This window comes from Sphingomonas silueang, from assembly GCF_040049155.1.
In the GTDB taxonomy this organism is placed as follows: Bacteria; Pseudomonadota; Alphaproteobacteria; order Sphingomonadales; family Sphingomonadaceae; genus Sphingomonas; species Sphingomonas silueang.
In genome coordinates, this window is the sequence record NZ_JBDZDK010000006.1 from 146,622 (window position 1) to 173,541 (window position 26,920).

Consider the following 26,920-nt stretch of genomic DNA (forward strand, 5'->3'; position numbering starts at 1 on the left):
CGATCGGCGGTATCCGGGGCTGCAAACCCCGGAATGGGGTGTCGCTCTGGCCCGCGTCAGCGCGGGCGGTTGCGGATGATCAGCTCGGTGACGCGCTGGCCGCCGGTGGCGTGGCCGCCAACGGTCCATGTCGTGCCGACCTCCTCGATCTCGAAATCGGCGAAGGTCTGGCGGATGAAGGGCGTGTTGTTGATCGACATGACGAACTGTCCGGCGATGCCGGCGAGCAGCGCCGCCAGCTCGACATACCGCTCGCGTCCGAACGGCAGGCCGTACCCGCTCGTTTCGTCATATGGCGGGTCGAGGTAGAACAGCGTGTGGGCGGAATCGTAGCGGCCGATCAGCTCGGCGAAATCGAGCTTCTCGATCGTCACCGGCGCGAGACGCTTGCTGAGCAGTCGCAGTTCGGCGCGGAGCCGCGCATGGTCGAACCGGCTCGACTGGTCCCGGCGAAGTCCGAAGGTGCGTCCGTCCACCTTCCCGCCGAAAGTGAGGCGCTGCAGATACAGGAATCGAACCGCTCGCTCGATATCGGTCAGCGCCGACGGGTCGAGCGCCTTCTGGCGGTAGAATTCCTCCCGACCGGCGGGCAGGAATCGCATCTCGTCGACGAACGCCGCGTAATGCCGTCGGACGATGCGAAACAGATTGGCGACATCGCCCGACCAGTCGTTGATCACCTCGACCTGCGCCGGTCGGCTACGGCGCAGAAAGATGCCGCCCATGCCCACGAAGGGCTCGACATAGGCGCGGTGGGGAATGGTATCGACCAAGGCGCAAAGGCGCTTGGCGAGGTTGCGCTTGCCGCCGAGATACGGTGCGGGCGGGCGAGCGGTAGGCAGGGTGGTCACAGTCAGCGTCTTCCTCTTGGGATGAGGAAGCACGGGCTACGCGCGCTTCAGCGACCGCCGTCGACAACGGCGGGGTCCGCGCCGATCGGCGCGAATGGGGGGAGCTTGTGGGGTGGCTCGGGGAATACGCTGGCGGTCGCCTCATCCCCGCCCGGCGGACCGGGCGGTTAGCCGCGCAGCTCAGGCGTCTGCGCCCTGCGTATTCCCCGAGGGGTCTTGTATTTCGCAGGCCACCCGGCGAACCGGTCGGCCTGAGTCCGCGCGCGCGGGCCAATCCATGCGGCTACGCTGGGGTCGGCAGGGCGATCGATGCCAGATCGGCCCGCGCGCGTCTATCGCCGCGATGCCTTTTCGATCACCGCGACGGTGCGGTCCGCGCGATCGAGCGCGGCGGCGCGATCGGCTGCGTCGGCCGCAAGGCGGGCAACGGCGAGCAGTTGCTCGACCGCGCCGATCGCGCGCTCGATCCGCTCGGCCCGGGCGGCGGGCAGCAGCGGCAGGACCATCGCGCGGATGGTCCGGAGCCGCTCGAGCCGCGTCTCGATGCCGGCGATCGCCGCACTGGCGGACGCCGGCCGGGCGGCGGTGCCGGCGCAGCCGGTGGTCGCCAGCGCCAAGGCGACGGCGATCGGTGCGAAGGGTCGCACCCTCACAGGCCGCGCAGGCAGATTGCCCGCTCCCGCTGGCGGCGGAGCGTCAGGCCGCGCACGACCTTTCCGCCGGCGCGGTTCCACAGCAGGATCGCGTCGCAGCCCTGTCGCCATCGTCCGGCGCGGAAATGGCGCGCCATGCTGCTGCCGCAGACGCCCCCCACGCCGACATTGTACGCCAGGCTCACCGCCGCCCACCGCTGATAGTCGCGACCGGGCGCCGCCAGCTGCGGAATGCAAGCCATCACCGGCTCGGCATGCGCGACCAGCTGCCGCTCGAGCCGCGCTTGGCACCCGGCGCGCGTCTCGACCTGCCCGGCCTTCACGTCCTGCGTATCGCCGTCGCAGATCGTCCAGATCCCGACGATGTCGCGATAGGCGGTACGATGCTCCGGGCCGCTGACATGGGTCGCGACGACGTCGCCCGACGCCGTCACCTCCGCGCGGACCACGCGACCGCTCTCCTCGGCCGGGACCGAGACGAAGAGCCCGGCGGCGGCGATCACGCCGAGGAGCGCGACCAGCGGCCCCTTGCGGGACTTCGGCGCGGATTGCGTATTACTCGCCATCGCCCACCTCGCGCTGCTGCTGGATGACGCGCGCGACGCCGGCGGCGGCGAAGAGGAGCATGGGTACGACTGCGACCAAACGCTCGGGCAGCGACGCCACCAGCTCGGCCGGCAGCGCCTGCCACACGGCGAGGACGGCGTCGGGGGATGCGAGGGCGATGGCACAGAGCAGCGAGCCGAGCGCCGAAAGGCGCACGGACCACCAGCGCCACGCCTGACGCCATTCAGGAATAAGCTTCATCGGTATCTCCGGTGGAGGTGGCGGCGTCCGGCCGCCGGCGGTCTATGCCCGGGTGACGATCGCGCGCGGCGGCGCGCCGAGGAGCGCCGGGTCGAGCTGCTGGAGTGGCGTCGACGCGAGCAGCGCCGCGGCGGCGGCGATGTCGGGGCGAAGCGGGCGAAGGGTCAGCAGCAGGCGGTGCAGCGGCGGTACCGCCGACACCGCGCTGCCGGCGAGGATCATGGTGGCCGGATCGATCATCATCGCCCCCCGCCCCGGCCGACCTGCGCCAGTGCCTCGATACGCGCGACCCGCTCGGCGGTCTGTGCCGCCACGACGCGGTCAGCTTCCCGCCGCTCGCGATCGGCGCGACCGTCTGCCTCGAGCTGCACCACGCGGCGCAGCGTATCCTCGGCCAGGGCCTCCGTTTTGCCGCCGTCCTTCACCGCACCGCCGACGACGGCGATCGGCCCGACGATCGAGCAGGCGAGCATCAGCGCCTCCTTCCATCCGAAGCGGGGCGCGTCCGCGCTCATACCGACACCGCGGCGAGCATTGCCCGCACCTGGTCGTCGGTGGCCGGCCCGCGACGATAGCCGAGGAACTCGATCGCGCCATTTGCAGGCGCTCCCGCGACGCTCGGAAAGCTGCCGATGCTGTATCGCGTCGGCACGGGCATCGCCATCACCGCCGTTTCCGCGCCGATCCCGACCACGCCGCTGCTGTTGCGCCCGGCCAGGGAAAAGCGCCCGGCTCGCCGCCTCACCGCGATCGCGTAGCGCCCCGGACCAGCCTGCCCGACATTGCCGCCCGGCAACCCGAGGGTCGTACCGCCCACAACGACCGTCGCGCTGAGCGAGCCCGTCCCGTCGCTGTTGCGACCGACGCTGATGCGGTTGTTGCCCGCATCGTCGACCAGATTGACCGGACGCTCGAGCGCACCCACCGTGGTCTGCGCGACCGCCGAGACGACCAGCACCGAATCCTCGTCGGCAGGAAGGGGCTGCGTCATCCGCATGTCGTCGGCTGCCAGCGTCACCGGGCCGGTCGACGTCGGCACATACGGGCCGATGATCGGAGACTTGACCAGCGAGGGTGCCCACAGGCGCAAGGTGAAATCGACGGTATTGCCGTCCGGAATGATGACCGACAGGAAGATCTGCGCGGTGGCGCTGTTCGCGGGCAATGCGGGCGACAGGACGACGTAGCGCTGCGTCGGCCGGATGACACCGTCGACCATCACCGACGCGCTGTACGTCCCGTAGATGATGCTGGCGTCGGAGTTGCGCGCGCTGAGCGTGAAGCTGATGCGCGCGGCGGCAGTCGCACCGGTCACCTGCGCCGTGACCGCACCGGACCAGAACTCGCCCGGCGCGGCAACCGGATAGTCGGCCGGAACTGCGCCGCTGAACACCGGATACATCGCGACCTGTCCGGCAGCGGTACCAGAGAAGCGAAGGTCGACATAGTCGAGCCCGTCGGCGGTCTGCCCGCGCCCGAGGATCTGCCGGGTGATGCCGCCTTGTCCCCCGTTGCCGAACGTGCCCATCTTGGTCGGCGAGACGTTGAGCGCCGCACCCGCGAACACGCTGTTATGCACGGTGTTCGTATAGGCCGGGCGGGCGATGAACCCCGTGCCCGGGATGATCGCAGGCTGACCTGCCGCGATCATCTGCAGGCCAGCGCCGACGTCCTCCCACTTCGCCGCCGCCCGGGTGAAGGCATAGGACGGCAGCGCAGCCACGTCGCGCGTCACCAGTCCGCCGGAGCGGTACCAGCTATCACGGAAGCCGAGCGCCAGATCCCACCCGGCATAGGGCAAGGCGCTGCCGAACAGCGCCGATCGCATGGCAGCGTGCATCAGCTCCGCGCCCCCTCGATCATCAGCGCGAACGTCTCGCCCGCGACGGGCGTGTACGCGCCGCGCGCCTCGATCAGCGCCCACAGCGACCGTTCCTTGCCCGCGACCGCGCCCGTCTCGCAGGTGATGCCGCCGCCGCCGTTGACCAGACCCGCGCCGATCGCGCCGATCGCGGCCGCGCGGTCCATCAGAATGTCGGCCGAGCCGACATAGCCGGTGATATCCGCCAGCGAGAGGACGCCCGCGCCATTGTCGAAGGGCGCATTATCACCCGCCGTCAACACCGGCACGCGGCGGAACAGGTGGACGCGGAAGCTGGCCCCGGCCAGCGCCGGGCTGCTCTTGCGCAGCCGGACGCGCTCGATGCGGATCGCCTCGACGGCGGCGCGGGTGACGCTTGCCAGCTCGATCGGCACGACGGCGCCGGCGACCACGGAATTGGCGACGAGATCGCCGGCGGCATAGGCAGTCGTGTCCGCCGGTCGCGTGATCGATGCGGTCACGACGGTTAGCCCGCCCGGCATGTACGCCGGTAGCGGCGTGTCGGGCGAGACGCCGGTGGCTTCGCCCTCGAAGGGGCCGAACGCCATCGATGCCGCCGGCACGAAGCCGGCGGGCGCGAGAGTCTTGGGCATGTCAGATCCTCCGGTTGGCTTACCAGGTGGCGAGCGGAGTGCGCCGCCACATGTTGAAGTCGTGGCAGGTGTAGAAATAGGCGCCGTCCCAGGCGACTTGCCCGGGCACGCCCTCCGCCGTGGCGCTGGCCGGGACCGCGACGCGCCCGACGAGCTGGACGCCATCGGTGTCGGTGGCGGGATCGGCCCCTTGCTTGGTGTAGAGGCGGCTGTTCACCGCCCACAGGCGGAGCTGGCCACCCAGCACCAGCGGCTGCGCGCGGCTCGGCGCGATGAAGGTCCGGCCCGTCGAATCGATGGCGATCGGCGTCCGCGGCAGGTCGAGCGTCCCGTCGGCCTTGTCGAAGAACGCCTGTAGCGTGATGCTGCCATCGGCACCGACCGACATCTGGCCCCGGAGCTTTCCCCCGATCGTGTACGACGTCATCGCCCGTTCGCCCGCGGCGGCGCGGACCTCGAACGTCTTGCCGATCACGCTGTCGGTGCCCTCGACGGTGCGACCGCGCAGCGCCTTGGTGGTGACCAGATCCTGCGTCACCCGATAGGTGCGGTCGGTATCCCGCTGGTTGCCGATCTGCGCGACCACGACGTCGGCGCCATTGTCCTTCACCACGTCGCCGAGGATGCCCTGCGCAGAGCAGAATTCCACCCGGTGGATCAGCGTGCTGTCGCCGTTGACGACGATGCCATGCCGGATGCCGCGCGCCGTGCCGGTCCGCGTCTCGACGATCGTTTCGTGGTGGATATACAGCGGCTTCAGCCCGCTCGCGAAGACGACGACGGCCGAGGCGCGGAAGTTGGCGGCGGCGAAGTCCGCGTCGCTGACCGGGGCGGCGCAGTCGATGTACCGGTTGCCGGTGATCTCGCCCGACACCTTCGCCAGGCGCAGCCCGCCGCCGCGGCCGCCGCGCACGACATTGCCGCGCACCTGCACGTCCTCGATCGTGCTGACGCTGATCGGATAGGTGCCCAGGTCCGATTCAATGTCGTTGCCCTCGATCCGGACGCCGCGCAGGCCCTTCAGGTCCGTGCCGAGCGCACCGACGTAGATGACGTCGCCCGGGTTGATCAGCGGCGCGTTCGGCAGATCCTCATAGGTCACCCGGAAGCGGTTGCGGCACACCGACACCGTGGAGGTGTTGAAGATGTGGACGAGGCCCTCGTACACCGTGTTGTCGTCGAAGCTGATCCCGTCCAGCGCGCCGTTGAAGGTCTGGCCCGGATATTCCCCGTCGAAGGTGTAGGACTTGATCTGCACCAGCGCGCGGCGGCGCTTGCGCCGCGCAGCCTGCGCCTCGGCGCTGTCGGACGCGACCTGCGGCGTCATCTCCGGCGGCCATAGACCGTCGCGGAAATCGAACACGTTGTGGTGCACCCGCACGTTGCGCATCTCCGCCGTGCGGAAGAGCGTCTCCGTCGAGATCGCGCCGACCCAAAAGCCATTGCCATGGAAATAGCAGTGGTCGACCTCGAGATCGCGCGCGCTGAAGGCGGCGACGCCGATGCCGAACAGGTCGTAGAACTCGCACCTGGTGACGCGCACCCTACAGCTGCTGAACGCCGGCGTGTTCATCCCATCGACCGGCGTCGAGAGGTGGACGCCGTCGCCGAAGAAGCCGGTGAAGACGCAGTCGCTGACCAGGACGTCGTCGGCGCTCCACAGCGACAGCGCATGCTGGTGCTGCCAGACCTTTTCGTCGCTGGTGTTCGCCGCATAGATCGGCTGCACCTGTGCGGCCATATTGCCGTCGAAGGTCAGCCCGCTCACCAGCAGATTGCGGATGCGCGGCGAACCGTCCCAGAACGACTGCACGAACATCGAGCCCGGCAGCGTGCGGCCGCCCGAAAGCTTCAGCGTCGCACCATCGCCGATAATTGCGCGGATGCCGGGATGGAGGCGGATCAGGCCGCGCTGAAACGGCTTGCCGTCGAACAGCCCGAGGATCTCCATGTCCCCGCCCAGCACATAGGTGCCGGTGCCCGGAAAATGGATCGTACCGGCGCCCGACAGCGCCGCCATCCGGATCGCCAGCTTGATCGCCGCGGTATTGGCGATCGCGCTCGATTCCAGCCCGTCGCCGCGCGCGCCATAGTCGGTGACGCTGAAGGTGCGGCCGACGTCGGCGCGCTGGCTGAGCAGCGCCATGCCGATCCCGCCCGCGAGATAGGTCTGCTCGACCGCTTGACCGTTCACCTTCTGGTACAGCCGCGAGTAGATCGCGGCATTCTCGCCGCGCACCGAGAAGAAGCCATCGGCCGCCGTCGCGGCGAGGCCGGCGGCGATCGTGCGATAGAGCAGCCCGCCAACGACGCCTGCGGCGATACCCGCCGCGACCGACGACGATCCGGCCTGCAGCTCCGCCTCGCGCGACCAGGACCGCGCCGATCGGCCCGACGGCAGCACGTCCGCCTCCGCCCAGCCCCGCGCGTCCGTCGCTGCGACGGTGGCACGGTCGGCTTCACCCTGCGCCGACAGGATCGCCGCGCCGATCTGGTCGGCGCCGTCGATCTGCAGTTCGACGACCTGGTCGGCGCCGATCGTCACCGTCGCCCCCGCGATCGGCATATCCAGCGCCGGCGCTGCCCCGCGCCAGCTCACAGGCCGCGCCGCCGGTGCGCTGTCGCTGCCGTAGGCGTGCGCCGGCACCGTGATCGAGCCGACAAGCCGCGTCCGCCCGCCGATCAGCAGCGCATACTCAAACGCGGCCGGATCGCCCGCCTCCCCCATGTAGGGCAGGGCCTGGCGCGACGACTTGTTCAGTCGGACGCGCAGGTCCGACACCGGAATGCCGCCCTCGATCGCGACGGCGGCGACCCGCAACCCCTCGGCATTGCCGTTGGTGACCTTGGCCAGATCGATCAGCGCCGGTCCGGACGCATCGCCGTGCATCCGAATCTGCATGGCGAGCGCGATGTCGGTCAGGTCGACGCCACGGACGCGCAGCACCAGCTCGCACACGTCGTCGTTGCGCCACACCGTCAGGGGCAGCGTTGCGGTCGTGGCCATAAGCAATTCCTCGGGTATCGGGCCGCGCTACGCGGCAGCTTCTTCCAGATCGCGCAGCCGCCGGTCGTAGGCGGTGAGCGTCTCGGCCGCGGTGTCGAGGCGCGTGGCTTGCTCGTTCAGCATCTGCTGCTGCTGCTCGATCACCTCGGCCTGCTGCGCGACCGTTTCGGACAGGATCGCCACCGGCTGCGGTACCGCCGCGTCATAGGCAGCGGTCCCGCCAAGCGCCGGCGTCGGCGGCGCGGTACCGATCTGCCCGAGCGCGAAAGCATGCTTCGCAGCCGTCTCGCCCATCAGCACGAACTCGACCGACATCGTCGCCGGGTCGAGCGTCCGTCGCAGGATCACGCAGGGCTGCGCGGGCAGTCCGTCCTCGGGTAGATCGACGATGACCAGATCGCCCGGACCATAGCGGCGCAGGCGGGGCTTGCAGGTGAGGACGATCTCGCCCAACTCGCGCGCGTCGAGCAGCTCGTACGCCGCGAGCTGCGCCGCCTGGTCCTTGTCCTGGACCAGATTGTACTGCCGCTCCTCGCCCTTCTCCTCCCCGTCTTCGTCGAGATATGTCGCGATCTGGACCGGAGCCGACGGCACATATTCCCACTTATGCGCGGCCGAGCGGTACTTCGGCGTCAGCGTGTTGATCCGCTGTTCCCACCCCTGCATGGCCCCGACCTCGACCTCGTCGGTCGCCAGATCGTCCTCGGTGATGGTGTCGAGCGCGACGCGCGGCGCGCTGAGCTTCAGCGCCAGGCGTCCGCCGACCCAGCACCGCTCCGCTCCGCCGGCAGCCAAAATGTTGTTCAGGTTCTCGTTGCGGCTGCCGGGTTCGGTGATGACGCCGTCGACGTGCCAGCCATTCGCGTCGCACACGTTCGCCAGCGCGACGAAATCGGCGACCCGGATGCCGTCGATAGGAATGCCGATGCCGAAGGTCTTGAGGTACGGCGCGTCGGCATCGTCCTCGTCGCGTTCCCAGGTGCCGAGCGCGTATCGCAGGCCGTGCAGGCCGGGGCAGCGCGTCCATTCCCACGTTGCCTTCGCGGCCGAAAACGCCTGAAGGTCGTTTGGATCGGCCCAGCGGTGCGGTCCGCTGCCACCGGGATAGGTCGAATCCTTGCGCGGGTCGTACGCCTTGACGCCCCGCCATACCGCGCCGGTCGCCGGCACGCCGGCGGTGAAGATCTTGCCGTCCTCGTCGAAGCGGAGACACCACGAGATCGCGGCATAGCTCGAGAGCTTGTAATCCGCGCCCCACCCGGGCGCGGTCGTCCAGTGGACCGACAGCGCGGCACCCTCGGGCGTCTCGCCGAGCTGGTGATAGCTGTAGAGGTGGTTGGCAGCGTATCCGGTGGCAGCGTTGCCTGCCATCGGCAGCTCGACATAGTCGAGGTAGCGCGCGACCAGCCCTTCGACCGGCCCCGCCCCCGAATAGACGTCGACCATCAGCAAGTAAGGGTTCTCGACCTTGGCGACCTTACCGCCATAGCCGGTCCAGTGCCGGCGGTTGCCACCGTAGTAGGTCTCGCCGATCAGATACGGGCGGGGCTGGTTCGCGCCGATCGTCGTCTTGTTGACCGACCCGCTCGCCACCGCCGTCGGCTTGCGCGCGGTCAGCGCAGCCCCGACGTTCGCCGCGATCGCCACGGCTGCCGCGATGGGCTGGATCGGCGACGGTACCAACGCCACGATCCCCGCGACGGTACCGACGACCTTCAGCACGCCGCTCACAGCCGCCAGGCCCCCATGAAGCTATAGGCATCGATGTTGACGACGCCGCGGTCGAGCTGGTCGGCATGATAGCCGGCCATGAGCCGCCCGGCGGACACGACGATCGCGTCGAATTCCCCATCGCCCTGCATAAGCGCAAGATCCCCGACCCACATCGACGCCGGCGCGATGCGCGGCAGCAGCGAATCGAGCAGGCTCGCGAGATCCTTGTGCCCTGTCTCCAGCAGCGCGCGCCGCGCACCGATTGCCGATCGGAAGCGCGGGATCGGCGGCGGGCGGTGACCAAGCGCGCGCATCTGCGCCCGCGCGAGGTGGATGCAGGTGCCGGCCTTCGCCCATCCGAACGGGCGCATGCGGAATCGGTCGATCGTCGCCTGCGTCGCTACCGCGCGGGCGTGGAGGTTCATCATGCCGCCTGCACCCCGCGCGGCGGCGAGGCGACGCCCCACGCCACCTCGACCTCCATGCCCAAGGCGTTGTCGTGCCCCCGCTCGCCTGGGAACACCCGCTGATGCGATGCGGTCGAAAGCGCGTTGCCGTCGTTCCGGACCAGCATCCGCTGCGACCGGCTGACGCACACCATCTCGAGCGATCGCGGCATGCCCTTCTGCCGACGCAGCACCGTGCGATCGCTCTGCCAGTCGATCATGGTGTCGGGCGTGCCGATCGGCTGCCCCGTCGCCTCGTCGATTTCGGCGATCCACATCTGCACCCGCGATCCCTGATACCCAGGGCGCGACAGGTCGACCGCAGCGGCCAGATCGGGAGGCAGGAAGGTCAGCTTGCCCGCCGGCAGCTCATCGCCGGTGCCTTCGGCGAACGCCTCAAGCACGCCGATCGTCCCGAAGGTCGGGTCGGCCGACAGGTACACCTCGTCGCCCCAGCGGACGAAGCCGCCATCGCACAACAGGATGTCGCCGCTTGGCAGCGAGATCTTCACGAGGCCGGCGAGGCTGATCGTCTGCATCACGCAGCCTCCTCGATCACGAACGACAGGGCGGTGTTCCCGTCGATCGCGAGCTGCCACGATTGCTCGTCGCCTTCGATCAGCCCCTCGATCATCGGCCGCGCCAGATGGACCCGGCAGCCATCGGCATAGGGGCGGCGCAGCAGCGTATCAGCGACAGAGAGGGTCGCCTTGCCGTCGGCATCTGCCACAGCCTCGGCGCCGACATTGTGCAGGTAATGCTGGCCGCCGGTGTCCTCGATCGACAGCCAGAAGCCTTCCCGCACCACACCACCGCGCGGCAGGCCGCGGACCTTCAGCGTGTCCCCGCCCTGCCCAGCCCCGTCGACCACCACGCCCCAGCCACAGCGGCCCTGGTCGACGCCGAGCAGCGGATAGGGCATGCGCAGGCCCTGCCGCTTCGCCCGGATCAGCCGCGACACGAACACCCGCGCGCGGTCCGCCTCGTCGAGCGGCGGATACGACACCGAGATCCGGTAGTGGTTGCCCTGCCGATTGACGCGCAGCGCGCTGGCCCCGCGCAGCACGCCGCCCCGATCGACGATCGCCGGCGTCGCATCGTTTGGCGACGGATATGGCGGAAGTTCGATCACCGGACCGTCTGCCGTGCAGCCATCGCCTGCCGCCCGTTGTTCTCGCGGACCGTTCGGGTGGTGACGGCTCCGCTGATGCCGGCGACGCTCGCCTCGAACAGCTCGCCCTTGCCGACCCGCAGATAGACCACTGCGGGACCGCCACCCGGCCCAGCGTCGCTGCCATGGCGGATGTCGACCATTTCGCCCCGGGTGGCGCGGAAGGCCACGATGTTCGCATCGATGCCGGAGCGCCCCCCGACACGGAAGCTGCCGCCGGTCTTGAAGCCCGGCAGCATCGGCCCTGCAATACCGGTACCGCCGGTGGAGGGGGTGCGCTTGAAGAGCCCCTGCAGGGTGCTGCCCAGCGAGCCGAGGAAGTCCCCGCCGCCACCGCCGCCACCCTTGGTCAGCTTGCCCAGCAGATCCGCGAACACGTCAGCCAGACTGTTCAGCGCATCCTCCATGCCCTTGGCGACGCGGTCCTTCCACCAGGTCGAAATGAAGCCCTTCAGGTCGCCATCGAGCGCCGCGCGTACGCCATCCTTGAACGCGGTGCGGAACTCGCCGGTCTGGCGCGCGCGGTCCATCTCGGTCCATTCCGCAGTGGCCTTCTCGACGCCCTGCCCCGGCTCGAGCCGGTCGCGCGCCTCGATCTCCCGCGCCCGCTTGCGAATGTCGATTTCGCGCTGAAGCTGACGGATGCGCGCCTCGCTGTCGCCGCGCTGCCGGGCAAGCTCCAGCTCCCGGTCCTGTGCCTCGTCAGCAAGCAGGCGAGCGCGCACCGCGGCGCGCGCTTCGTCGATCTCCAGCTGCTGCCGCTGCGCCCGGGCCGTCGCCTCCGCAAGGGTCAGGCCCTCGCGCTGGAACGCACGGATACGATCCGCAATCTCGGCCTGTCGTTCCAGCGTCTCGATCAGCGAGCGGTTGTCGCTGAGCTTGGCGATGTCGAGGCGATGCCCCGCCTCGTCCCGCTCCAGCTCCTTCGCCTGACCGATGGCCCAGGCGGCATCCAGCGCGGCCATGTCGCGCGTCGCGGCCGCGGTCGCAGCGGCGAGCGACAGGCCGGTGCGCTTGTACGCATCGATCTGCTGCTCGAGATCTAGCTTGCGCTTGAGCGCCTCCTCGGCATCGCGATCGCCGCGGAGCCGTGCGGCCTCGATCTCCGCCTGCGTCGCCAGGCGCGCGCGATCGGCGGCATCCTCGGCGGGATCGCGCTCCTTCTTCGCGCGCTCCTTCTTCTCCTTTTTCTTTTTGCCCTCCTCGGGCGGCAACGTGCGCGGCGGCACCGGTGGCGGTGCCTTTGGTGCGTCCGGCTTGGGATTGCTGACCGGTGCCGGCGCAGGGGCGAGCACCTTGTCGAGGCCGATCCGCGCCGCCATCCACTCGTACCAGCCCACAACCTCCTTGACCGCGCCCTTGACCCAATCGATTACGGTGCTGAAGCGGTCGACCAGCCATTGCCGCACGCCGTTGTAGACCGCCTGCGCGGCGGTCACGGCACCGGGGAACACGCTCGCGATATAGGCGATCATCGACCGGACGGTTTCGCTGACCCATTGCGCGATACCGCTCAGGCCATCGCCCAGCCACTGCTTGGCAGCGGCATGCACCGCGCGCAGACTGTCGCCGATCTCCGGCACGATGGCGGCGATCACGTCGATGATCGCATCGGACACGGATTCGACGATCCCGGCCGCAGCTTCCCACGCGCCGCTGAAATCCCCCTCCAGCAGCGCGCTGATGACGTCGACCACGCCGCTGACCACGTCGACCAGCCCGCCGATCGCCGCGACGATCGCGGCCAAGGCGCGCTCGATGATTTCGCCGGCGACAAGGATGCCGGCGGTCAGGCCATTGCCGATGAAGTCCTTCAGCGCCGAGAGCATGTCGATCAGGCTGCTGATCGATCCACCGACCGCGCCGCCCGACAGCTTGGCGAAAATGGCCTGTACCTTGTCCATGATCGCGGCGAGCGGTGGCCCGAGCGTCGCGCTGATCTCCGTCCACACCGCCCGCAGGCCGGCGATGATGTTGTCCTTGAACAGCAGCAACAGCGAAATGACCGCGCCGACCGGCCCGGTCAGCGCCAGCAGCCGCTGCCCCAACATCATCAGCGCACCGCGCAGGCCGGCCTGCCCGATCAGCGACAGGATGGCGCTCACCGGCGAGATCAGCAGGCGCAGCACCTGCCCGATCATGCCGAATTTCGCAGCGGCGAAATTGGCGATGATCGCGGCGCCGACGTGCGTCACCGCCCAGATCAGGGGGCCGAGGGCCGCGCCCAGCGCGCCGATCGCGAGCATGCCCTGCCGCACACCTAGCGGCAGGCCGGCGATCGCCTTCAGAAAATCGGCGAAACCGTTCTTGATGCGCGCAATCACGTCGACGAGGCCGGTGTCGATCCCGAACGCGATCTTCAGCTCGAGCCATGCGTTCGCGATGTTCTTGCCCGCCTGCTCCGTGCCCTCCATCGCCTTCGCGACCTTGGCGTTCACGTCGCCGTTGGCGACCGCGGCGCGGTACTTCTCGAATCCTTCCCGACCCTGCTGCATCAGGCCGATCGCCGTGCGCGCCGCGTCCGCGCCGAAGATGGTGTTGAGCGCGTCGGTGCGATCCTTGTCGGACAGGCCGGCCAGCTGCTGGCGCAGCATCTCCGCCTGGTCCCCCATCGGCTTCATCCGGTCCTGCGCGTCGAAGAACGACAGCCCGAGCCGCTTCATCGCGGCCTCGGCTTCCTTGCTCTTCGGCACCAGGCTCTGGATGTAGGTCTTGAAGCTCGTGCCGGCGTCGGCACCGGACGCGAATTGCGTCGCCGTCGCGGCGAGCGACGTGCTGAAATCGAGGAAGTCGACGCCCGCCGCCGCGGCAATCGCACCGCCCTGGCCGATGCCCAGGCGCAAGTCGTCGAATTCCATCTTCGTGGCATCAAGGACGCCGATGACGTTGGTCATGACGTCGGGGAGATCGTCAGCCTTCTTCTCGAACTGGCCCATGATGTCGGTGACCAGCCCGGCGGCATTGCCGGCATCCGTCATGCCTGCGGCCGACAGCTTCAGCGTGCTGTCGAGCGCCCCGCCAAGAATATCCTCGGCCGACACGCCGGCACGCGCGAGGGCATCGACCGCGCCCGCCGCCTCGGTCGCATTCTTGCCGACCGCCGGGCCGAGCTTGCGCGCTGCGTCGCTCAGCGCGTCAAGCTGCTCGGCTGGAGCGTCGGGTAACGCAGCGGCGACCTTGTTCATCGCCGCCTCGTAGGCACCCGCCCCATCGTCGATCGCCGCGATCATGCCGGCGAAGGGCAGCGTGATGCCGATCGTCGCCGCAGTACCGACCGCCTTCAGCTGCGCCTCGACGTCGCGGAAGCGTTCGACCAGTCGGCCCAAGACCCCCTCGACGCCGCGCGCGGTCGCATCGAACTCCGCGCTGTCCGCGCCGAAGACGACGCGAGCAGCACCCACCACAGCAGATGACATGCCGCACCTCCTTCGGTCTGGATCAGCGGGCGCTGGCGACCCATGCGGTCGCCGCACCCAGCATCGACTGCCACGTCATCGTCCGCTTGGTGCGGGGTTTCTCGCTGAGCAGCTCGGCGAGCTTCGGCAGTTTCTTGGACCGGCCGCACGCTGCCGATGTCCATGCCGACTGCATCGCCAGATCATGGCGGGCGGCAGCCGCTTTCGCCTCGCCCTCGAATACCCGGGCGATCTCGCGCGGTGTCAGCCGCCAGTATTGCTCCGTGCACCGACCCGTCGAGCACCAGTCGACGTGGAGATCGCACCAGTCCCACGGCCGGCTCTCGCCGGCTTCGGAGGGTTCTCGGTGCCACCCGGCTTGGCCCCCGGGAACGCGGCGCTGATCGCGCGCATGATCAGCTCGAGCGAATCCTGAAGACCGCCGATTGCCTCCATGATGCGCCCGGCCTCGTGGTCGGTCATGTCGGGATGGCAGTCGGTCAGGCCGATGCGGAACAGCGTGCGGATGGTCCGGAGCGAGGGGCTCGAGCCAAGCACCGTCTCGAGCTTGGTGATGTCGGGCAGATCGAACGCCTCCTCCACCTCGCACAGGGCGTTGGTGGAGAAGGCAAAGGTGAAGCGCTCGTCGCCGATCTCGAAACCGAGATGACCGCGCTGCTGGTTCGGTGCGGCCATGATCAGACCGCCGGCGTCAGCGTCGGCTTGCCGCTGACCTTGAAGGTCGCGGTGCCCGTCATCTTGTCCTCCATCGGGACGGCGCCGCCATGCGCGGTGGCGAAGCCGCGGAAGTCGAGCTTCGCTCCGTTCGGGAAGGTGACGCGCCACGCCTCGACGACGCGGGTGCCGAGGTGGGTACGGATGACGGCATCGTCGGCGACGCCGGGGATCAGGTTATAGACGATCCCGACCTCACCGGCATCTGCCAAGCCCGGCTTGAACTCGCGATAGCCGTCCGGGCTCGTCATGTGGGTGAGATCGACGCTGTCGCGCGACAGCTCGGGCAGCGTCAGCTCGGTCACCTCGGCGAAGGGGGTATAGACGCTTCCGACCACCTTGCCGAAGGTGGTCAGGAAGCCGATGTCCGTTGCAGCGGCGGTTGCAGCCATGGTGGGTGTCTCCTTGTCCGGCCGGGCCGGTTACTTGCTCAGGTCGACGGGGCCGCCGTCGGACGGATCGGGGGTGTCGGCGGTGTCGTCACCGGACGGCTCGACGGGATCGGCTGCCTTCGTGCTATCGGCGACGGGTGCCGGATCGGTCGGCGCCACGGGGATCAGCGCGAGGAGCGCGACGCTGGCCAGCAGCGCCGCTTCGCGCTCGGCCAGCGCCAGACGTTCCAGCGTTGCGCGGTCGACGCCGATCGGCTGACCGAAGCCGGTATCGAGCAGGTAGAGGGCGCGCCCGGCGCTGACGGTCAGGATCGTGCCGGCGGGGGTGTCGGCGGCGTCGGGATCGTCGGGGTTGGCGGCAAGCGCCTCCCGATCCACGAAACGCATCGTGGTACGAACATCCATAGGGGGTCTCCTAGAGGGCGGTGTAGGTCAGCATCAGGTCGATGCTGTCGCGGTGGATCGGATCGGTCCGGGTGGAGTCGGTGCCGCTGCGTCGCACGACGACGAAGCCGCGCAGCCGGATGCCGGCGACGTCTCGACGCAGGCCGACCAGCAGCCCGCCGCGCCCGGCCAGCAGGTCGCCGATGTCGCGCGCTTCCTTGAAGGTGCGGCCCCACGCATCGAGCTGGATGCGTGCGCGCGACCATCCGCTCGGCCCAGCCAAATTCATGACCGGCGCGTCGCTGATCCGCTGAAGCGTCAGCCCCGGAAGCGGGTCGCCCTGCGGCCGCAGCCCCCAATCGACCCGCCGGCCGACCAGCGCCGCCAGCGGCGCGGTCGACAGCAGCAGCGCGCGCAGCGCCTCCTCCACCCGGTCAGCCCTTCTTGCCTGCATCGAGAATGGCCTCGATGCCGCGCTGCCCGATCCGTTTCATGGTCGACTGCACCTGTGAATCGAACGCCGGGCGGATGAAGGGATCTGCGGTCTGATGGACGTTACCGAACTCCTCCTGGATCGCCTGCGGCAGCGGACCAGGACCAGCAAAGACCTCGACCGGCGCGATGGGGACGTTCGCTGCCGCCTGTGCGGGCGAGAGCTTGGTGCTGACAGTGACGCTGTCTGCCATCTCACCACTGCGCCGCGCCGCGCCGCCGCGCATCTCGTCGGCCATCGGCTGAAGCTCTTCGGCCATGATCGGCACCAGCGTCTTGCGGGTCAGCGCCTGGCCCATCGCCTTGATCTTCCGCGCGATCGCGTCGGTTCCCTCGATCCGGACCTTCATCCTCATGCCGACAGATCCTTTTGCGCCGTGGCGGTGATCTCGATCGCAGGCGTCCGGTCCCGCGTTTCTTTCGTGCCGACGATCGCGTAGCGGACGCCGCGGCAGTCCAGCATATCCTTGGCCGTTACGGCGCGGGTCAGCGTGTCGGCCCGCACGACGAAGCGGGTCGTCAGCGTTTGGCCCTGCTGTGCTGCCTCGATGCGTTCGCCGTCGCTTATGTCGGCCTTCCTCGCCCAGCGCCGGCCGATCGGAAGCATCCCCCCCGGTACCGAAGACAGACCATCGTCGATCGAGCCCGCGCGAAGGACGGTTACGCGGTGCGTCAGCGTCGACGTCGCGATCGTCATGGATTGATCCGATGGTCGACGAGCAAGTGGCCGACATCGGCGGCGACATCATCCAGCTTCGCCCGGCACATCAGCAGCAACGCCCAGCGCAGCACCTTATCGATCGTCTCGGCCCCGACATCGAGGCGCACGGCGATGACGGCACAATCGAGTCGCACCAGCGGCAGCAGCCGGCCCGGCGCGGCACGCACGCCCTGCTCCAGCTCCGCGCCGAAAAGCTCGAGCGCATCCGCCGGAAGATCCTGCCACACGCCCGCGCGATCCTGGTACCGCGCCGACACGATCGCGCGCACCGGCCCGACCAGCAGGTGGCGGAAGTCAGCCCAAGTGTCGCCCAGCACCTCGACCGTCTGCCGGCCGAGCCGGTAGCCGGTCCGCCGCTCGATCTCGCCCGCGCTGGCGTCGAGGTAGCCCGCAATCTCCACGTCGGACGCCGCGTCATCGATACGCAGGAAGTCGCGCAGCTCCTCGATCGGGACCAGCACGTCCCCGGCAACGGCGATGAGACGCGGTGCGCCAAGCATGGGCTACGCCTTCACCGGTTCGGCCGGGGCGTGCGTCGGGGTATCGCCCGCCGCCGCCTCGGCATCCAGCTCGGCAAAGCCGGCGTCGATCAGGCGCTGCCCCGCGACGTCGTCGATGGGCACGCTGTCGCCGGGCGACAGCGAGAAGTCGGGGCCGGACAGCCCCGTGGTCATCTTGATCTGCATGGCGGTCCTTTCGCTTGCCGGACCGGCGGCACCGCCGGTCGGGAAAACGGCGGGCGGGACTGGTGCCCCGCCCGCCGGACCGTCACGCCATCTTCAGATGCTTGACGGCCGCGTCGTCCATCAGCTCGCCGTCGTAGCGGATGAGTCCGGCCAGACCGATCTTCGGCCAGAACTTTTCGCGCACGGTGCCGACCAGCGGGGCACCGACCTTGCGGACCCAATAGCGACCGAGATCGCCGAAGATGATCGGCTTCTGGCCGGTGGTCATCGCGGGCATGTCGTCGTTGATGTGGTACGGCTTGTCGAGCAGCAGCGCCGGCTGCGCCGCGCGGATGTCGCCCATCTGCCACAGGAAATTGCCCTGGCCGTTCTTCAGCTTGCGCAGCGCAAGCAGCGTGGTGTCGGCGAACATCCACGCGCACTTCGGCGAGCGGCGGTATGCCGCGTTGACCGAATGCTGGTGATTCATCAGCTCGTCAGCGGCGATCGCGGCCGCCGCGGCGGCGGTGGTGCCGAGTGCCGAGGCGGTGACGATGCCGTTCGGCTGATTCACGTTGGTGCCGATCGTCAGACGGCGGTTCGCTTTGCGACCGAGCCGCTCGCCGATCGCCTCGGCAATGAACGCCTCGAGATCGAAGGCCGAATCCTGCATCAGCACATAGCTCAGCTTGATCCAGCTGGTCACGTCCATGAAGGCGTCGAGCCGCTTCTGCCCGAACGTCAGGTCATCCGCGTTGTCATCGGCGACGTCGTCGTTCTCGGCCATATCCTTGGCCGATCCGTTCGTGTCGTCATTGGTCGGGATGTCGAATTCGTTGCCCGACCCGGTCGTGATCGTCCGCACGATGTCGCCGTCGTACATCGGCCCCCAATCCCGCATCGTGCGGACGATCTCGCCCGCCAGCTCGCGCGGGACGGTATAGCCGCCCGAGACTGCCGTACCGGCGAGCTGCGTGCGCTGCTCGACGAAGCCGGCGCGCAGCAGCGCGCGCTGCTCGGGCTGCAGCTCGCCCGCGTCGCACCCGGTGCGCATCCAGTCGCAGAAGGCCGAGCGATATTCGGCCTGGCGCTGCTCCGTCGTAGCGGTGCCGCGGCCACCTTCCGGCCCCTCGCCGTCGAGATCACCGCCGCGTGGGCGCAGCCGCTCGGCGCGCTCTTCCTGCTGCGCCTCCTGCGCCTTCATGCGCTCCTCGCGCTTGATCTTGGCATCGAGCTTGTCGAGATCCGCCATGATCCGGTCGTGGCGCGTCTCCAGCTCGGCGGTCCGCGCATCGTCGGTGTTCGTCTCGATCTCATTCAGCGCGCTGCGCGCCTCGGTGACGAGCTGGCCGCGCTGGTCGTGATATTCGGTAAGGGTCGGCATGGGGATGGTCTCCAGACACAAAAAAACCCGCCGGGAGGCGGGTGACGGGGGCGCAAAGCCCGGTGCCGGCTTGCGCCGGGAGGTGGATCAGAGGCCGCGTTCGGCCTGTGCCTGCCGGGCGCGACGGGTGACGGTCGCGGTCGATTTCGGCGGCATCGATCGCCGTTCGTTACGTGCGGCATCCAGTGACCGCATGCCGACCTCGGTGTCGGGATATTGCGGCAGCGGGGTATAGGTGATCTCGTAGAGATCACATTCGAGGATGGTCCGCTTGGGCGGCTCGACCAAGTCGTTCCACTCCTCGCGCGTGGCGACGAAGCCGAAGCTCATGCCTGCGATGTCACCGCGATCGATCTGCACCGCCAGATCGCGGCCGTCGGTGGTGTCGGGCAACAGATTCTCGAACGCCAGCCCCTTCGCATCCTCGCGCAGCGACAGCGTGCCGGCGCGCAGCCGCCCCAGCACGCGACCGGTATCGTGGGTATGCACCGCGATGACGTCGCGCTTGGTCAGCGAGGCGGTGAAGGCACCGGGCGCGATCACCTCGGTCCAATATCCACCGACCGACGTCTCGACGCCGAAGACAGCGGCATAGCCAGTCGCGGTCCGGCCCGTCTCACCCTCGGCGGCCGCCCGCATCTCCAGCGGTACGGTGATCGCGCGGATCTCGCGCCCGTCAGGCCGCGACGGTGTCGGCTTCGGCATCCGGCTTCTCCTCGTTCTCGTCGAGCGGTGGCCCGCCGTTGTGGCCGATCGGTGCGGCCGGCGTCGTGCCCAGCACCACCGTCGCACCCTGCATGTAGAGCTTCGCACCCGCCCCCGACGGATCGGGCGGCCGGTCCTCCAGCGCGCGCGCCTCGTCGGGGGTGAGCTGGCCGGTCTGGATTGCCCGCGCCAGCGCCTCGGTCCGCGCCTTGAAGTCGCCGCGCTGGAGCCCGTCGAGGATGTGCTGCACATACCGCGACCGGCGGCGCTGGCCGAACAGCTTCAGGTTGCACTCGTCCTCCAGCGCCTTCGCCCAATGCGCGATCAGGTGCTTTACGAGCTGGATGTCCTGCTGCTCGGTATTGCTGAACGTGCCCTTTGACAGATCCTGCAAAAACACCGGCGGCAGGCCATAGAGCCGCGCGATCTCCTGCATCTGGAACAGGCGCGCCTCGGTCATCTGCCCCTTGGAGGGGTCGATCGCGAGCGGCTTCAGCGAATAGCCGGGCGGAATGCCGAAGAACGGCGCGGCGGCGGCGCGGGCGGCGTCGATCGCGCGCTTGATGTCCGCCATCGCGCGCTTGAAGCCATCGGCGCCGGAGGGCATCGGCCCCTCCAGCGCCAGCGGCGGCGTGCCGCCACTGGCGAAGAACCCCGCCGCGAAGCGGTTCATCGCGATCATCAGCCCGATCGCGTCACGCCCCTTCGTGATCGGCGAATAGACGTTGAGCTGGTCGGGCTTCAGCATGAAGGGGACGTCGATCACGTCCGCCGCCGGGTACTCGTTGCCCTCGCAGGTGTAGATCTTGCGACCCTTGCGCCGCCGCACCGTCGTCGCCCGCGGGTTCATCGGCCACAGCGCCACGACCTTGGACCCGGCGCGCTCGATCCAGAACAGCCCGCGCCCGACGGTGAACACCTGCTGCCAGAAATACTGACGCGCCGCGAAGCTCGACCACTCGGCGTTGGGGGCCTCGTTCAGCAACATCTGCATGTCGCCGTCGCTGCGCTGCGGCTTGCCGTCGACCTTGGTAAAGGCATGGAACGGCAGCGCCGCCATCGTGCGCGACAGGAAGCTGACGGCGTCGAACACCGCCGGCACTTCCAGCGCGCTCTCGATCGTCACGACCGGCATCGTCACCGGCCCGGCCGCGCCCTGCCCGCCGAACAGCTCCATGACCTCCTCGGGGCTGGCGGTCGACAAGTCGATCGTGCCGCGCTCCAGCGATCGCGTCTCGGCCGCGCGGCCGAACGGCCACCACCTCATGCCGTCGCCATGCTGAATTCGGGGTCGTCATAGGGCGAAGTGGTCATCTCTTCCTCCTCGCCGGACAGCGCCACGCCGATCGCCATGATGAGCGCGACCGGGCTGTCGATCTTGGCCTCCGCGCGCAGCTTGCGCGGATAGACGTTGTCCTTCGCGTCAGCCTGCGCCACGACATTGTTCATTTGCCATTCCATGACCTTGCAGCCGGAATGGGCAATCAGACCTGCGCGGGTGAAGGCGTCGAGCGACTTCATCGGCTCGGACAGATTGACGGTCGACATCCGATACTCGAGCATCGGCGCGCCCTTCTTGACCATCCTGTTGACCAGCATGGTCGCCTGCGCCGGGTCGTAGGGGATCGCGTAAACGTCGAAGCGATCACGCGCCTCGTCGAGCGCGATCTCGATCTCCTCGAAGTCGACCACGTCGCCCTCGCTGACGTCGAGGAGCCCGTCCGCATCCCAGCCCTGGTAGGCGCTCACATCCTCGACGGTCTTGGTCGGCAGGAAGTAGCGGCCGATCCGGATGTACGGATCGTCGCGCGTCGCCTTGTGGCCGAGCGGCGGGAACAGCAGCTCCATGGCGGCGATGTCGATCTTCGACGCAAGGTCGAGCGCGACGATGCAGCGCCGCCCGATCAGCCGCTCCAGCTCGGCCGCGTCGGCATAGCGCATCGGGATGTCGGGATCGGCGCAGGTGCGCCACTTCTCGATGTCGAAATACGCCGCCTTCGCGGCCACCCACATGTTGAGGTGCTTGGTCTTGAAGATGCCCCGTTTCCGGGGGGTCGAGATCGCATCGCGCTGCCGCGCGAGCAGATATTCCAGACTGACCGAGATCCCGATGTTGGGATTGGCCTTGCGAAGCGCCGCCTCAGTCCGCCAGTCGTCGTCCTCGTCGAGCGTGTATTCGGCGAAGAAACAGTCGTCGTCGATCGGCGGCCCGCCGTTGTGCCCGATCCCGGCCAGGCGCTCGCGCTGCTCGAGGATCATGGCATAGCATGGACCGGCAAGATTCTCGCCGGCGGTGGTGATCAGGAACTGGAGCGGCTGCGTCCTCGCGCCCATGCCGGTGAGCATGGTGTCGACCTGACCGTCGTCGCTATGCTCGTGATACTCGTCGTGGATCGAGCAGCTCGGCGACTGGCCGTCGCCCGGATCGCCGACGATCGTCTCGAATTTCGACCCGTCGTCCGGCCGCAACAGCGTCTTCGCCAGGAGCTGGATGCGGAAGCGATCGCGCAGCGGCTTGGTGCGGTCGACGATCAGCCGGGCGGGCCGGAAGACCTCGCCCGCCTGCTTCTCGTTGGTCGCACCCGAATAGACCTCGGCGCCGAACTCGCCGTCCGCGCAGAACATGTAGAGCCCGACGCCGGCGGCGATCGCCGATTTGCCGTTCTTGCGCGGCACGATCAGCATCCAGCGCCGGAAGCGCCGCGTGTCCTTCTGCGGCCCGTCCGCGTGCAGCCACCCGAAGACGACGCAGATGTTCCAGATCTGCCACGGCTCGAGCGTCAGCCGCTTCTTCTGCCGCGCCCATTCCCCCTTCGTGTGCGGCAGCTTCTCGATGAACCGGCACGGTCGCGCCGCGCGATCGTCGTCGAACCGGTAGGGGAACAGCCCCAGCCCGGCGGTCGTCAGCTCGTCGAGGAACCGCTTGCATTGCAGGCGGATCGACTTGCCCGCCGCGATCCGTCCCGCGACGACGTCGGCAGCGTACTGCTTGGCGATCGCGGGATAGTCCCGCACCGCCCCCGGCGCGCGTGCCACGCGCTCAGAAGTCGTCCCAGTCGCCCGGTCCGTCCCCCTTCCCGCTCGCGATCCTGAGCGCGGCGACGGGGTTGAGCATCAGCTCGCCGAGCAGCGACTGCGCCTGGCGCATGGCATCCGACAGCATCGCGACCTCGGGGCGCGCCCGGATCATGACGCTGCCGGTCGTGGTCGTCGCCTCATAGGTGTCGCCGCACGTCTCGAGCACCGCCTGCCACCGCTGTACCTGCTCAAGACGGATAGCGAGGAGCGCGACCTGCTGCACATACCGCGCATCCGCCCGACGCTCTGCCTCGAGCTGCGCGACGATCTGGCCGAACAGCAGCTGCGCCAGATCTGACAGGTGGATCGGCGGCAGCATAGGCACCGCGGCGCCGGGCGTCGCGGGCACCTGCTCCCGTTCTGCCGCCGTCATCGCCAGCGCCGGCGATTTCCTTTTAGGCCCCGATCCGGGCCGCGCACCACCGCTGCCCATAGGAACCTCGCATCAATCGGGGGAACAAAAAGGGTTTTGAATACCCCTATTCAAAAGTTTCTTTGACCGCCGGTGTCCGGGGTCGGCGGTTCGGAGGGATTGACCCACCCCCCCGGCCCTAGGGCGGCGGATCAGCGCTTCTCCCGCGCCGATTTCTCGAAATGGCAGGGCTTGCACAGCCCTTGGAAGTTGGACCGCTCGTTCGATCCGCCCGCGCTCAGCGGCTTGATATGATCGACTTCCTCGGTCGCCCGCGTTCGACCCGCTGCCAGGCAGAGCCGGCACATCGGCTCTTCCATCCGCACCTGCTGGCGCAGCTTCACGCCAGCGCGACCGCGGATACGCTTGTGGCGATAGCTGCCGACGTGCTGCTTCGCGCCCGGACGGACGCCGAAGCGAGGCGGCTGCATAGGCATGGTCAGGCCGCGCTGGCGACCGTGCCAGCCTGCTTGACGCGATCGAGGACGAAGGCGACCTCGCCGGCAAGCCTGGTCAGCCCTGCTGCCAGCAGCTTCGCCTGGTGAGGCCCGTCGATCGCCGCCAGTACCGACGCGCGGTCGATCGCGGTGGTGGTGCGCAGGTAGGGCTTGGCCCACCGCTGCGCCTTCAGCGTCTCGGTCACCACGGCCTCGTCACCCGCAATCGACAGCTTGGCCCGGCCAGCCCGCGTGCCGATGACACAGCCACCCAGCTCGATCGACTTGCGCTTGCCCTTGGTCAGCTCAGCCGCAGCCGTCGCCCACCACGGCTCGATCGCCGCGCGGATCTCGTCCATCTCCTTGACGATCGGCGCGCCCAAGCGATCGGCGATGGAATTGGTGTCGGCGATCGCCGCGTTGCGGTTCGCCTCGATCGTCTCCAGCTCGCCAGCCAGCGCGCTATAGCGCTCGAGCAGCAGGGTCGCCTTGTCGAGCGTGCGGGGCGGCCTCATGCTGGCACCTGCGGCAACGTCGCCACCGGCAGCGCACTCATCAGCGCGCGCAGCAGGCCGACCGGCACGGCCACCAACGGCGATGCCGGATCGCTCTCGGACACCACGGTGGGCAGGGCGTGCAGCAGATCACGGAAGATTTCCCGCTGTAGGCGGAACGGCACGCCGACCAGGGCGGCGTCAGGATGATCTGCCACGACCTTCTCGATCGCCTCGCGCGGGATTGCCATTACCAAGCTGCCTTCGTGCCGTCGCGGCTCACATAGAGCGGCGGATTGGTGGGATTGGTCCGTGTCCCTCGAAAGACGGCGACGAGCGCGGCGGCGATCGCCTGCGCTCCCTCTTCCATCTCGTCGAAGTCGCGGGCGCTGTGACCGCCAAGCCGCGCCCTCTGGGTCAGCGCGTCGAAATCAGCAGTGATGCTTTCGAGCTGATCGGCCAGGGTCGGGCGCGGCGAGGCGGCGCGATGCTGGCGGGTAAGATCGTGACCCATGGGCAGCCTCCCCGGATACAGCGACGCCCGACGCTCCAAGGGGGGAGAAGCATCGGGCGTCGGGCGCAGCTATCGCGGGGTCGGATCTGGCCGAATCGTGACCGTTTGCGCAGGTGCCCTTTTGGGAAGTGCCCGAAAAGGAACCCCTAGACCCGCCGCCACCCGTCGAGCGCCCGCACCAGGATCGCACGGGTCCGGCGATTGGATTTGCGCCAGCGCCGCGCCGCCGTGGTCAGCGCCATGTCGTCGACGATGATCGCCAGCAGCATCGCCCCGTCGGCGCCGACGGCCGCGCGCCACCGGCTGTATGCCTGCTCGCGCAGCACGGCGCGGATATGCACCGCTGCAGCAGCATCCGGCCCGCCGCCCGTGCCGCGCGGCTCGAGCTTCGCCGTCCGTACCGCAACGTCGGCCGCGATCGCGGCGTGTGCCGTCGCGATCTCCTCGGCCGCGGCGAGCTGGTGCACGTCGAGTGCGCCGGTCGCGACCAGGCGCGCTAGGCAACCCTCACGACGGCGCATCGCGGCGGCATGCGCATGCGTCGCCGGCGTGCCATCCGCCTTGTGCGACCATTCCTCGCGCAGCTGCACCGCCTCCTCCACACCGGGGGCGAGACGCACGATCGGCGCGACCTTGCCCTTGCGCACGCGATTGCGGCTCGGTTTCGGACGGGGGCGGCCGAGCACCAGGTGCTCGACGCGCTGCCGCTCATATTCGTCGTACACGACAAGTGCCGCGCGGGTGCCGCGCGACGGTTCAGGTGAATGGCTGGCTACGGTCATCGTCAGGGATGTGCTCGATGATCGCCACGAGTGACAGATTCCCTTGTGGTAACGGCAGCGTATTCGCAGGGCAGAGAAAATCCTCGTTCGCAACGACGCCCATCGCCCGCATCCGCTCGAGCAGATGCTTTTCGAGCAGCCCTGGCACCGAAATGCCGCGCTGCGATCCAGGCAGCCGTTCGATCATCTTGTCGAGCGCCAGGCGTTTCACCAGTGCCTTCGCGCGAGTATCGCTGACGTCGAGATGCTGCGCAATTTCACGCATCACCGGACTGCGGCCGTGGCGCACGATATAGTCGGAAATGTACGCGAGCGCCTGCGCCTTGCGCGATACGCCCGCGATCGGCGCGGCCATGTGCATCCTTCGCGAACCCCTTGACGAATATAGGCGACGTGGCCGGAAATTGCACGATCCGTCGTGTGTACGGCTCCGCCCGCCGTCACAATCGCTTCTGCTCGGCCGGCGGTACTGCGTCGCGATCGGCGCGCTCGACCCGCGCGATCGCGTCCGACAGCTCGATCGATGACGGCAACCCGAAGGCATGTAGAATGCCGTGCCAGCTCCCCAGCATCTGGTTGCGACGCATCACCTTGGCAGTCAGGTCCGATTCGACCTTCTCCCGCGGCTCGGTCGCCGCCGTCCAGTAATCCACATACGGCTTGGCCGGTCCACCCGACAGGACGTGCAAAAGCGCTAGGATCGCCCGCAGCTCGGTCGTCCGCGCATACGGCTCCGGCCGCGCCTCGACATACAGGCGGTGCAGCGAGGCAAGCGCGATGATAATGGCACGGCTCTCCGACATACGGAACATAAAACGAACAAAATCCAACATTTCAAGCGCGGCGGTGTATTTTACAGTTTACAACCGTCCTTGCGTAAACTATAAGATACACATGTTCACGACGCTCCAGACCACCCGCTTCGAAGCATGGCACACCGGCCTGAAGGACCGCCGCGCGGCGGGCATCGTCACCGCCCGGATCGCTCGGATCGAAGCCGGTAACTTCGGGGACGCCAAGTCGGTCGGCGACAAGGTCAGCGAGCTGCGGATCGCCTTCGGTCCCGGATACCGCCTCTACTTCACGATCAAGGGCGGCGAGCTGGTGATCCTGCTGGTGGGTGGCGACAAGGGCTCGCAGGCGCGGGACATAGACGCGGCGAAGGAAATGGCCGCAGAAATCCACGCCGGTCCCTGACCGGCGCGGC

At 68.7% G+C, this 26,920-nt stretch carries 36 protein-coding genes; 1 reads left to right on the plus strand and 35 read right to left on the minus strand.

What is annotated here, in order from left to right:
* Positions 1-56 precede the first annotated feature (56 nt).
* The 35 genes from ABLE43_RS08470 to ABLE43_RS08640 form a co-directional block, all read right to left on the minus strand.
* Positions 57-851 carry a DNA adenine methylase gene (locus ABLE43_RS08470; protein WP_348978054.1) on the minus strand — a complete coding sequence of 265 codons (795 nt, stop codon included), beginning with the start codon at positions 849-851 and terminating at the stop codon, positions 57-59.
* A gap of 332 nt (positions 852-1,183) precedes the next feature.
* Positions 1,184-1,498, minus strand: a complete 315-nt coding sequence (locus tag ABLE43_RS08475) for a hypothetical protein (RefSeq protein WP_348978055.1) — start codon at positions 1,496-1,498, stop codon at positions 1,184-1,186.
* 2 nt (positions 1,499-1,500) lie between these two features.
* Positions 1,501-2,070 (minus strand): lysozyme, encoded by a 570-nt coding sequence (locus tag ABLE43_RS08480; RefSeq protein WP_348978056.1) that lies wholly within the window; start codon positions 2,068-2,070, stop codon positions 1,501-1,503.
* The gene (locus tag ABLE43_RS08485) at positions 2,060-2,311 is read right to left on the minus strand and encodes a DUF7940 domain-containing protein (RefSeq protein ID WP_348978057.1); all 252 of its coding nucleotides are present in this window, start codon (positions 2,309-2,311) and stop codon (positions 2,060-2,062) included. The genes ABLE43_RS08480 and ABLE43_RS08485 overlap by 11 nt, the downstream gene beginning before the upstream one ends.
* A 42-nt stretch (positions 2,312-2,353) precedes the next feature.
* On the minus strand, positions 2,354-2,554 hold the full coding sequence (locus tag ABLE43_RS08490) for a hypothetical protein (protein WP_348978058.1): 201 nt from the start codon (positions 2,552-2,554) through the stop codon (positions 2,354-2,356).
* Positions 2,551-2,826, minus strand: a complete 276-nt coding sequence (locus tag ABLE43_RS08495) for a hypothetical protein (protein ID WP_348978059.1) — start codon at positions 2,824-2,826, stop codon at positions 2,551-2,553. Before ABLE43_RS08495 ends, ABLE43_RS08490 begins: the two co-directional genes overlap by 4 nt.
* Positions 2,823-4,151 (minus strand): hypothetical protein, encoded by a 1,329-nt coding sequence (locus tag ABLE43_RS08500; RefSeq protein WP_348978060.1) that lies wholly within the window; start codon positions 4,149-4,151, stop codon positions 2,823-2,825. The genes ABLE43_RS08495 and ABLE43_RS08500 overlap by 4 nt, the downstream gene beginning before the upstream one ends.
* Positions 4,151-4,786 (minus strand): hypothetical protein, encoded by a 636-nt coding sequence (locus ABLE43_RS08505; RefSeq protein ID WP_348978061.1) that lies wholly within the window; start codon positions 4,784-4,786, stop codon positions 4,151-4,153. The genes ABLE43_RS08500 and ABLE43_RS08505 overlap by 1 nt, the downstream gene beginning before the upstream one ends.
* A gap of 19 nt (positions 4,787-4,805) precedes the next feature.
* Positions 4,806-7,793, minus strand: a complete 2,988-nt coding sequence (locus ABLE43_RS08510) for a glycoside hydrolase family protein (RefSeq protein ID WP_348978062.1) — start codon at positions 7,791-7,793, stop codon at positions 4,806-4,808.
* Between the two features lie 27 nt (positions 7,794-7,820).
* Positions 7,821-9,524: a phage tail protein gene (locus ABLE43_RS08515; RefSeq protein ID WP_348978063.1), complete on the minus strand. Its 1,704-nt coding sequence runs from the start codon at positions 9,522-9,524 to the stop codon at positions 7,821-7,823.
* Positions 9,521-9,973 carry a DUF6950 family protein gene (locus ABLE43_RS08520; protein WP_348978064.1) on the minus strand — a complete coding sequence of 151 codons (453 nt, stop codon included), beginning with the start codon at positions 9,971-9,973 and terminating at the stop codon, positions 9,521-9,523. The genes ABLE43_RS08515 and ABLE43_RS08520 overlap by 4 nt, the downstream gene beginning before the upstream one ends.
* Positions 9,931-10,491, minus strand: coding sequence for a hypothetical protein (locus tag ABLE43_RS08525; protein WP_348978065.1), 561 nt, complete (start codon positions 10,489-10,491; stop codon positions 9,931-9,933). Before ABLE43_RS08525 ends, ABLE43_RS08520 begins: the two co-directional genes overlap by 43 nt.
* Positions 10,491-11,084 (minus strand): hypothetical protein, encoded by a 594-nt coding sequence (locus ABLE43_RS08530; protein WP_348978066.1) that lies wholly within the window; start codon positions 11,082-11,084, stop codon positions 10,491-10,493. Before ABLE43_RS08530 ends, ABLE43_RS08525 begins: the two co-directional genes overlap by 1 nt.
* On the minus strand, positions 11,081-14,539 hold the full coding sequence (locus ABLE43_RS08535) for a phage tail tape measure protein (protein ID WP_348978067.1): 3,459 nt from the start codon (positions 14,537-14,539) through the stop codon (positions 11,081-11,083). Before ABLE43_RS08535 ends, ABLE43_RS08530 begins: the two co-directional genes overlap by 4 nt.
* A 22-nt stretch (positions 14,540-14,561) precedes the next feature.
* Positions 14,562-14,714, minus strand: a complete 153-nt coding sequence (locus ABLE43_RS08540) for a hypothetical protein (protein ID WP_348978068.1) — start codon at positions 14,712-14,714, stop codon at positions 14,562-14,564.
* A 68-nt stretch (positions 14,715-14,782) separates the two neighbouring features.
* Positions 14,783-15,214 (minus strand): hypothetical protein, encoded by a 432-nt coding sequence (locus ABLE43_RS08545; protein ID WP_348978069.1) that lies wholly within the window; start codon positions 15,212-15,214, stop codon positions 14,783-14,785.
* A gap of 2 nt (positions 15,215-15,216) precedes the next feature.
* Positions 15,217-15,645, minus strand: coding sequence for a phage tail tube protein (locus ABLE43_RS08550; protein ID WP_348978070.1), 429 nt, complete (start codon positions 15,643-15,645; stop codon positions 15,217-15,219).
* Positions 15,646-15,675: 30 nt separating this feature from the next.
* On the minus strand, positions 15,676-16,032 hold the full coding sequence (locus tag ABLE43_RS08555) for a hypothetical protein (RefSeq protein WP_348978071.1): 357 nt from the start codon (positions 16,030-16,032) through the stop codon (positions 15,676-15,678).
* Between the two features lie 28 nt (positions 16,033-16,060).
* The gene (gene gp17, locus ABLE43_RS08560) at positions 16,061-16,483 is read right to left on the minus strand and encodes a tail completion protein gp17 (RefSeq protein ID WP_348978072.1); all 423 of its coding nucleotides are present in this window, start codon (positions 16,481-16,483) and stop codon (positions 16,061-16,063) included.
* Positions 16,464-16,871 carry an HK97-gp10 family putative phage morphogenesis protein gene (locus ABLE43_RS08565; RefSeq protein WP_348978073.1) on the minus strand — a complete coding sequence of 136 codons (408 nt, stop codon included), beginning with the start codon at positions 16,869-16,871 and terminating at the stop codon, positions 16,464-16,466. The genes gp17 and ABLE43_RS08565 overlap by 20 nt, the downstream gene beginning before the upstream one ends.
* 2 nt (positions 16,872-16,873) lie before the next feature.
* Entirely contained in the window at positions 16,874-17,218 is a 345-nt protein-coding gene (locus ABLE43_RS08570; protein ID WP_348978074.1) for a phage head closure protein, read from the minus strand.
* Positions 17,215-17,742: a head-tail connector protein gene (locus tag ABLE43_RS08575; protein ID WP_348978075.1), complete on the minus strand. Its 528-nt coding sequence runs from the start codon at positions 17,740-17,742 to the stop codon at positions 17,215-17,217. Before ABLE43_RS08575 ends, ABLE43_RS08570 begins: the two co-directional genes overlap by 4 nt.
* A 3-nt stretch (positions 17,743-17,745) precedes the next feature.
* The gene (locus ABLE43_RS08580; RefSeq protein WP_348978076.1) at positions 17,746-17,928 is read right to left on the minus strand and encodes a hypothetical protein; all 183 of its coding nucleotides are present in this window, start codon (positions 17,926-17,928) and stop codon (positions 17,746-17,748) included.
* 82 nt (positions 17,929-18,010) lie between these two features.
* Positions 18,011-19,291, minus strand: coding sequence for a phage major capsid protein (locus ABLE43_RS08585; protein WP_348978077.1), 1,281 nt, complete (start codon positions 19,289-19,291; stop codon positions 18,011-18,013).
* An 87-nt stretch (positions 19,292-19,378) separates the two neighbouring features.
* Complete coding sequence (locus tag ABLE43_RS08590) at positions 19,379-19,996, minus strand: HK97 family phage prohead protease (RefSeq protein WP_348978078.1); 618 nt, start codon at positions 19,994-19,996, stop codon at positions 19,379-19,381.
* Positions 19,968-21,263, minus strand: a complete 1,296-nt coding sequence (locus ABLE43_RS08595; RefSeq protein ID WP_348978079.1) for a phage portal protein — start codon at positions 21,261-21,263, stop codon at positions 19,968-19,970. Before ABLE43_RS08595 ends, ABLE43_RS08590 begins: the two co-directional genes overlap by 29 nt.
* Positions 21,260-23,032: a terminase large subunit gene (locus tag ABLE43_RS08600; RefSeq protein ID WP_348978080.1), complete on the minus strand. Its 1,773-nt coding sequence runs from the start codon at positions 23,030-23,032 to the stop codon at positions 21,260-21,262. The genes ABLE43_RS08595 and ABLE43_RS08600 overlap by 4 nt, the downstream gene beginning before the upstream one ends.
* A 4-nt stretch (positions 23,033-23,036) precedes the next feature.
* On the minus strand, positions 23,037-23,447 hold the full coding sequence (locus tag ABLE43_RS08605) for a P27 family phage terminase small subunit (protein WP_348978081.1): 411 nt from the start codon (positions 23,445-23,447) through the stop codon (positions 23,037-23,039).
* A 191-nt stretch (positions 23,448-23,638) separates the two neighbouring features.
* Complete coding sequence (locus tag ABLE43_RS08610; protein ID WP_348978082.1) at positions 23,639-23,917, minus strand: HNH endonuclease signature motif containing protein; 279 nt, start codon at positions 23,915-23,917, stop codon at positions 23,639-23,641.
* An 8-nt stretch (positions 23,918-23,925) separates the two neighbouring features.
* Positions 23,926-24,438, minus strand: a complete 513-nt coding sequence (locus ABLE43_RS08615; protein WP_348978083.1) for a host-nuclease inhibitor Gam family protein — start codon at positions 24,436-24,438, stop codon at positions 23,926-23,928.
* Positions 24,435-24,668 carry a hypothetical protein gene (locus tag ABLE43_RS08620; protein WP_348978084.1) on the minus strand — a complete coding sequence of 78 codons (234 nt, stop codon included), beginning with the start codon at positions 24,666-24,668 and terminating at the stop codon, positions 24,435-24,437. The genes ABLE43_RS08615 and ABLE43_RS08620 overlap by 4 nt, the downstream gene beginning before the upstream one ends.
* Positions 24,668-24,931: a hypothetical protein gene (locus ABLE43_RS08625; protein WP_348978085.1), complete on the minus strand. Its 264-nt coding sequence runs from the start codon at positions 24,929-24,931 to the stop codon at positions 24,668-24,670. Before ABLE43_RS08625 ends, ABLE43_RS08620 begins: the two co-directional genes overlap by 1 nt.
* Before the next feature lie 146 nt (positions 24,932-25,077).
* Positions 25,078-25,713 (minus strand): hypothetical protein, encoded by a 636-nt coding sequence (locus tag ABLE43_RS08630; protein ID WP_348978086.1) that lies wholly within the window; start codon positions 25,711-25,713, stop codon positions 25,078-25,080.
* Positions 25,688-26,068: a LexA family protein gene (locus ABLE43_RS08635; RefSeq protein WP_348978087.1), complete on the minus strand. Its 381-nt coding sequence runs from the start codon at positions 26,066-26,068 to the stop codon at positions 25,688-25,690. The genes ABLE43_RS08630 and ABLE43_RS08635 overlap by 26 nt, the downstream gene beginning before the upstream one ends.
* Before the next feature lie 85 nt (positions 26,069-26,153).
* Positions 26,154-26,546 carry a hypothetical protein gene (locus ABLE43_RS08640; RefSeq protein ID WP_348978088.1) on the minus strand — a complete coding sequence of 131 codons (393 nt, stop codon included), beginning with the start codon at positions 26,544-26,546 and terminating at the stop codon, positions 26,154-26,156.
* 61 nt (positions 26,547-26,607) lie between these two features.
* On the opposite strand from ABLE43_RS08640, the gene ABLE43_RS08645 reads away from it, so the two are divergent.
* On the plus strand, positions 26,608-26,910 hold the full coding sequence (locus ABLE43_RS08645; RefSeq protein ID WP_348978089.1) for a type II toxin-antitoxin system RelE/ParE family toxin: 303 nt from the start codon (positions 26,608-26,610) through the stop codon (positions 26,908-26,910).
* Positions 26,911-26,920 lie beyond the last annotated feature (10 nt).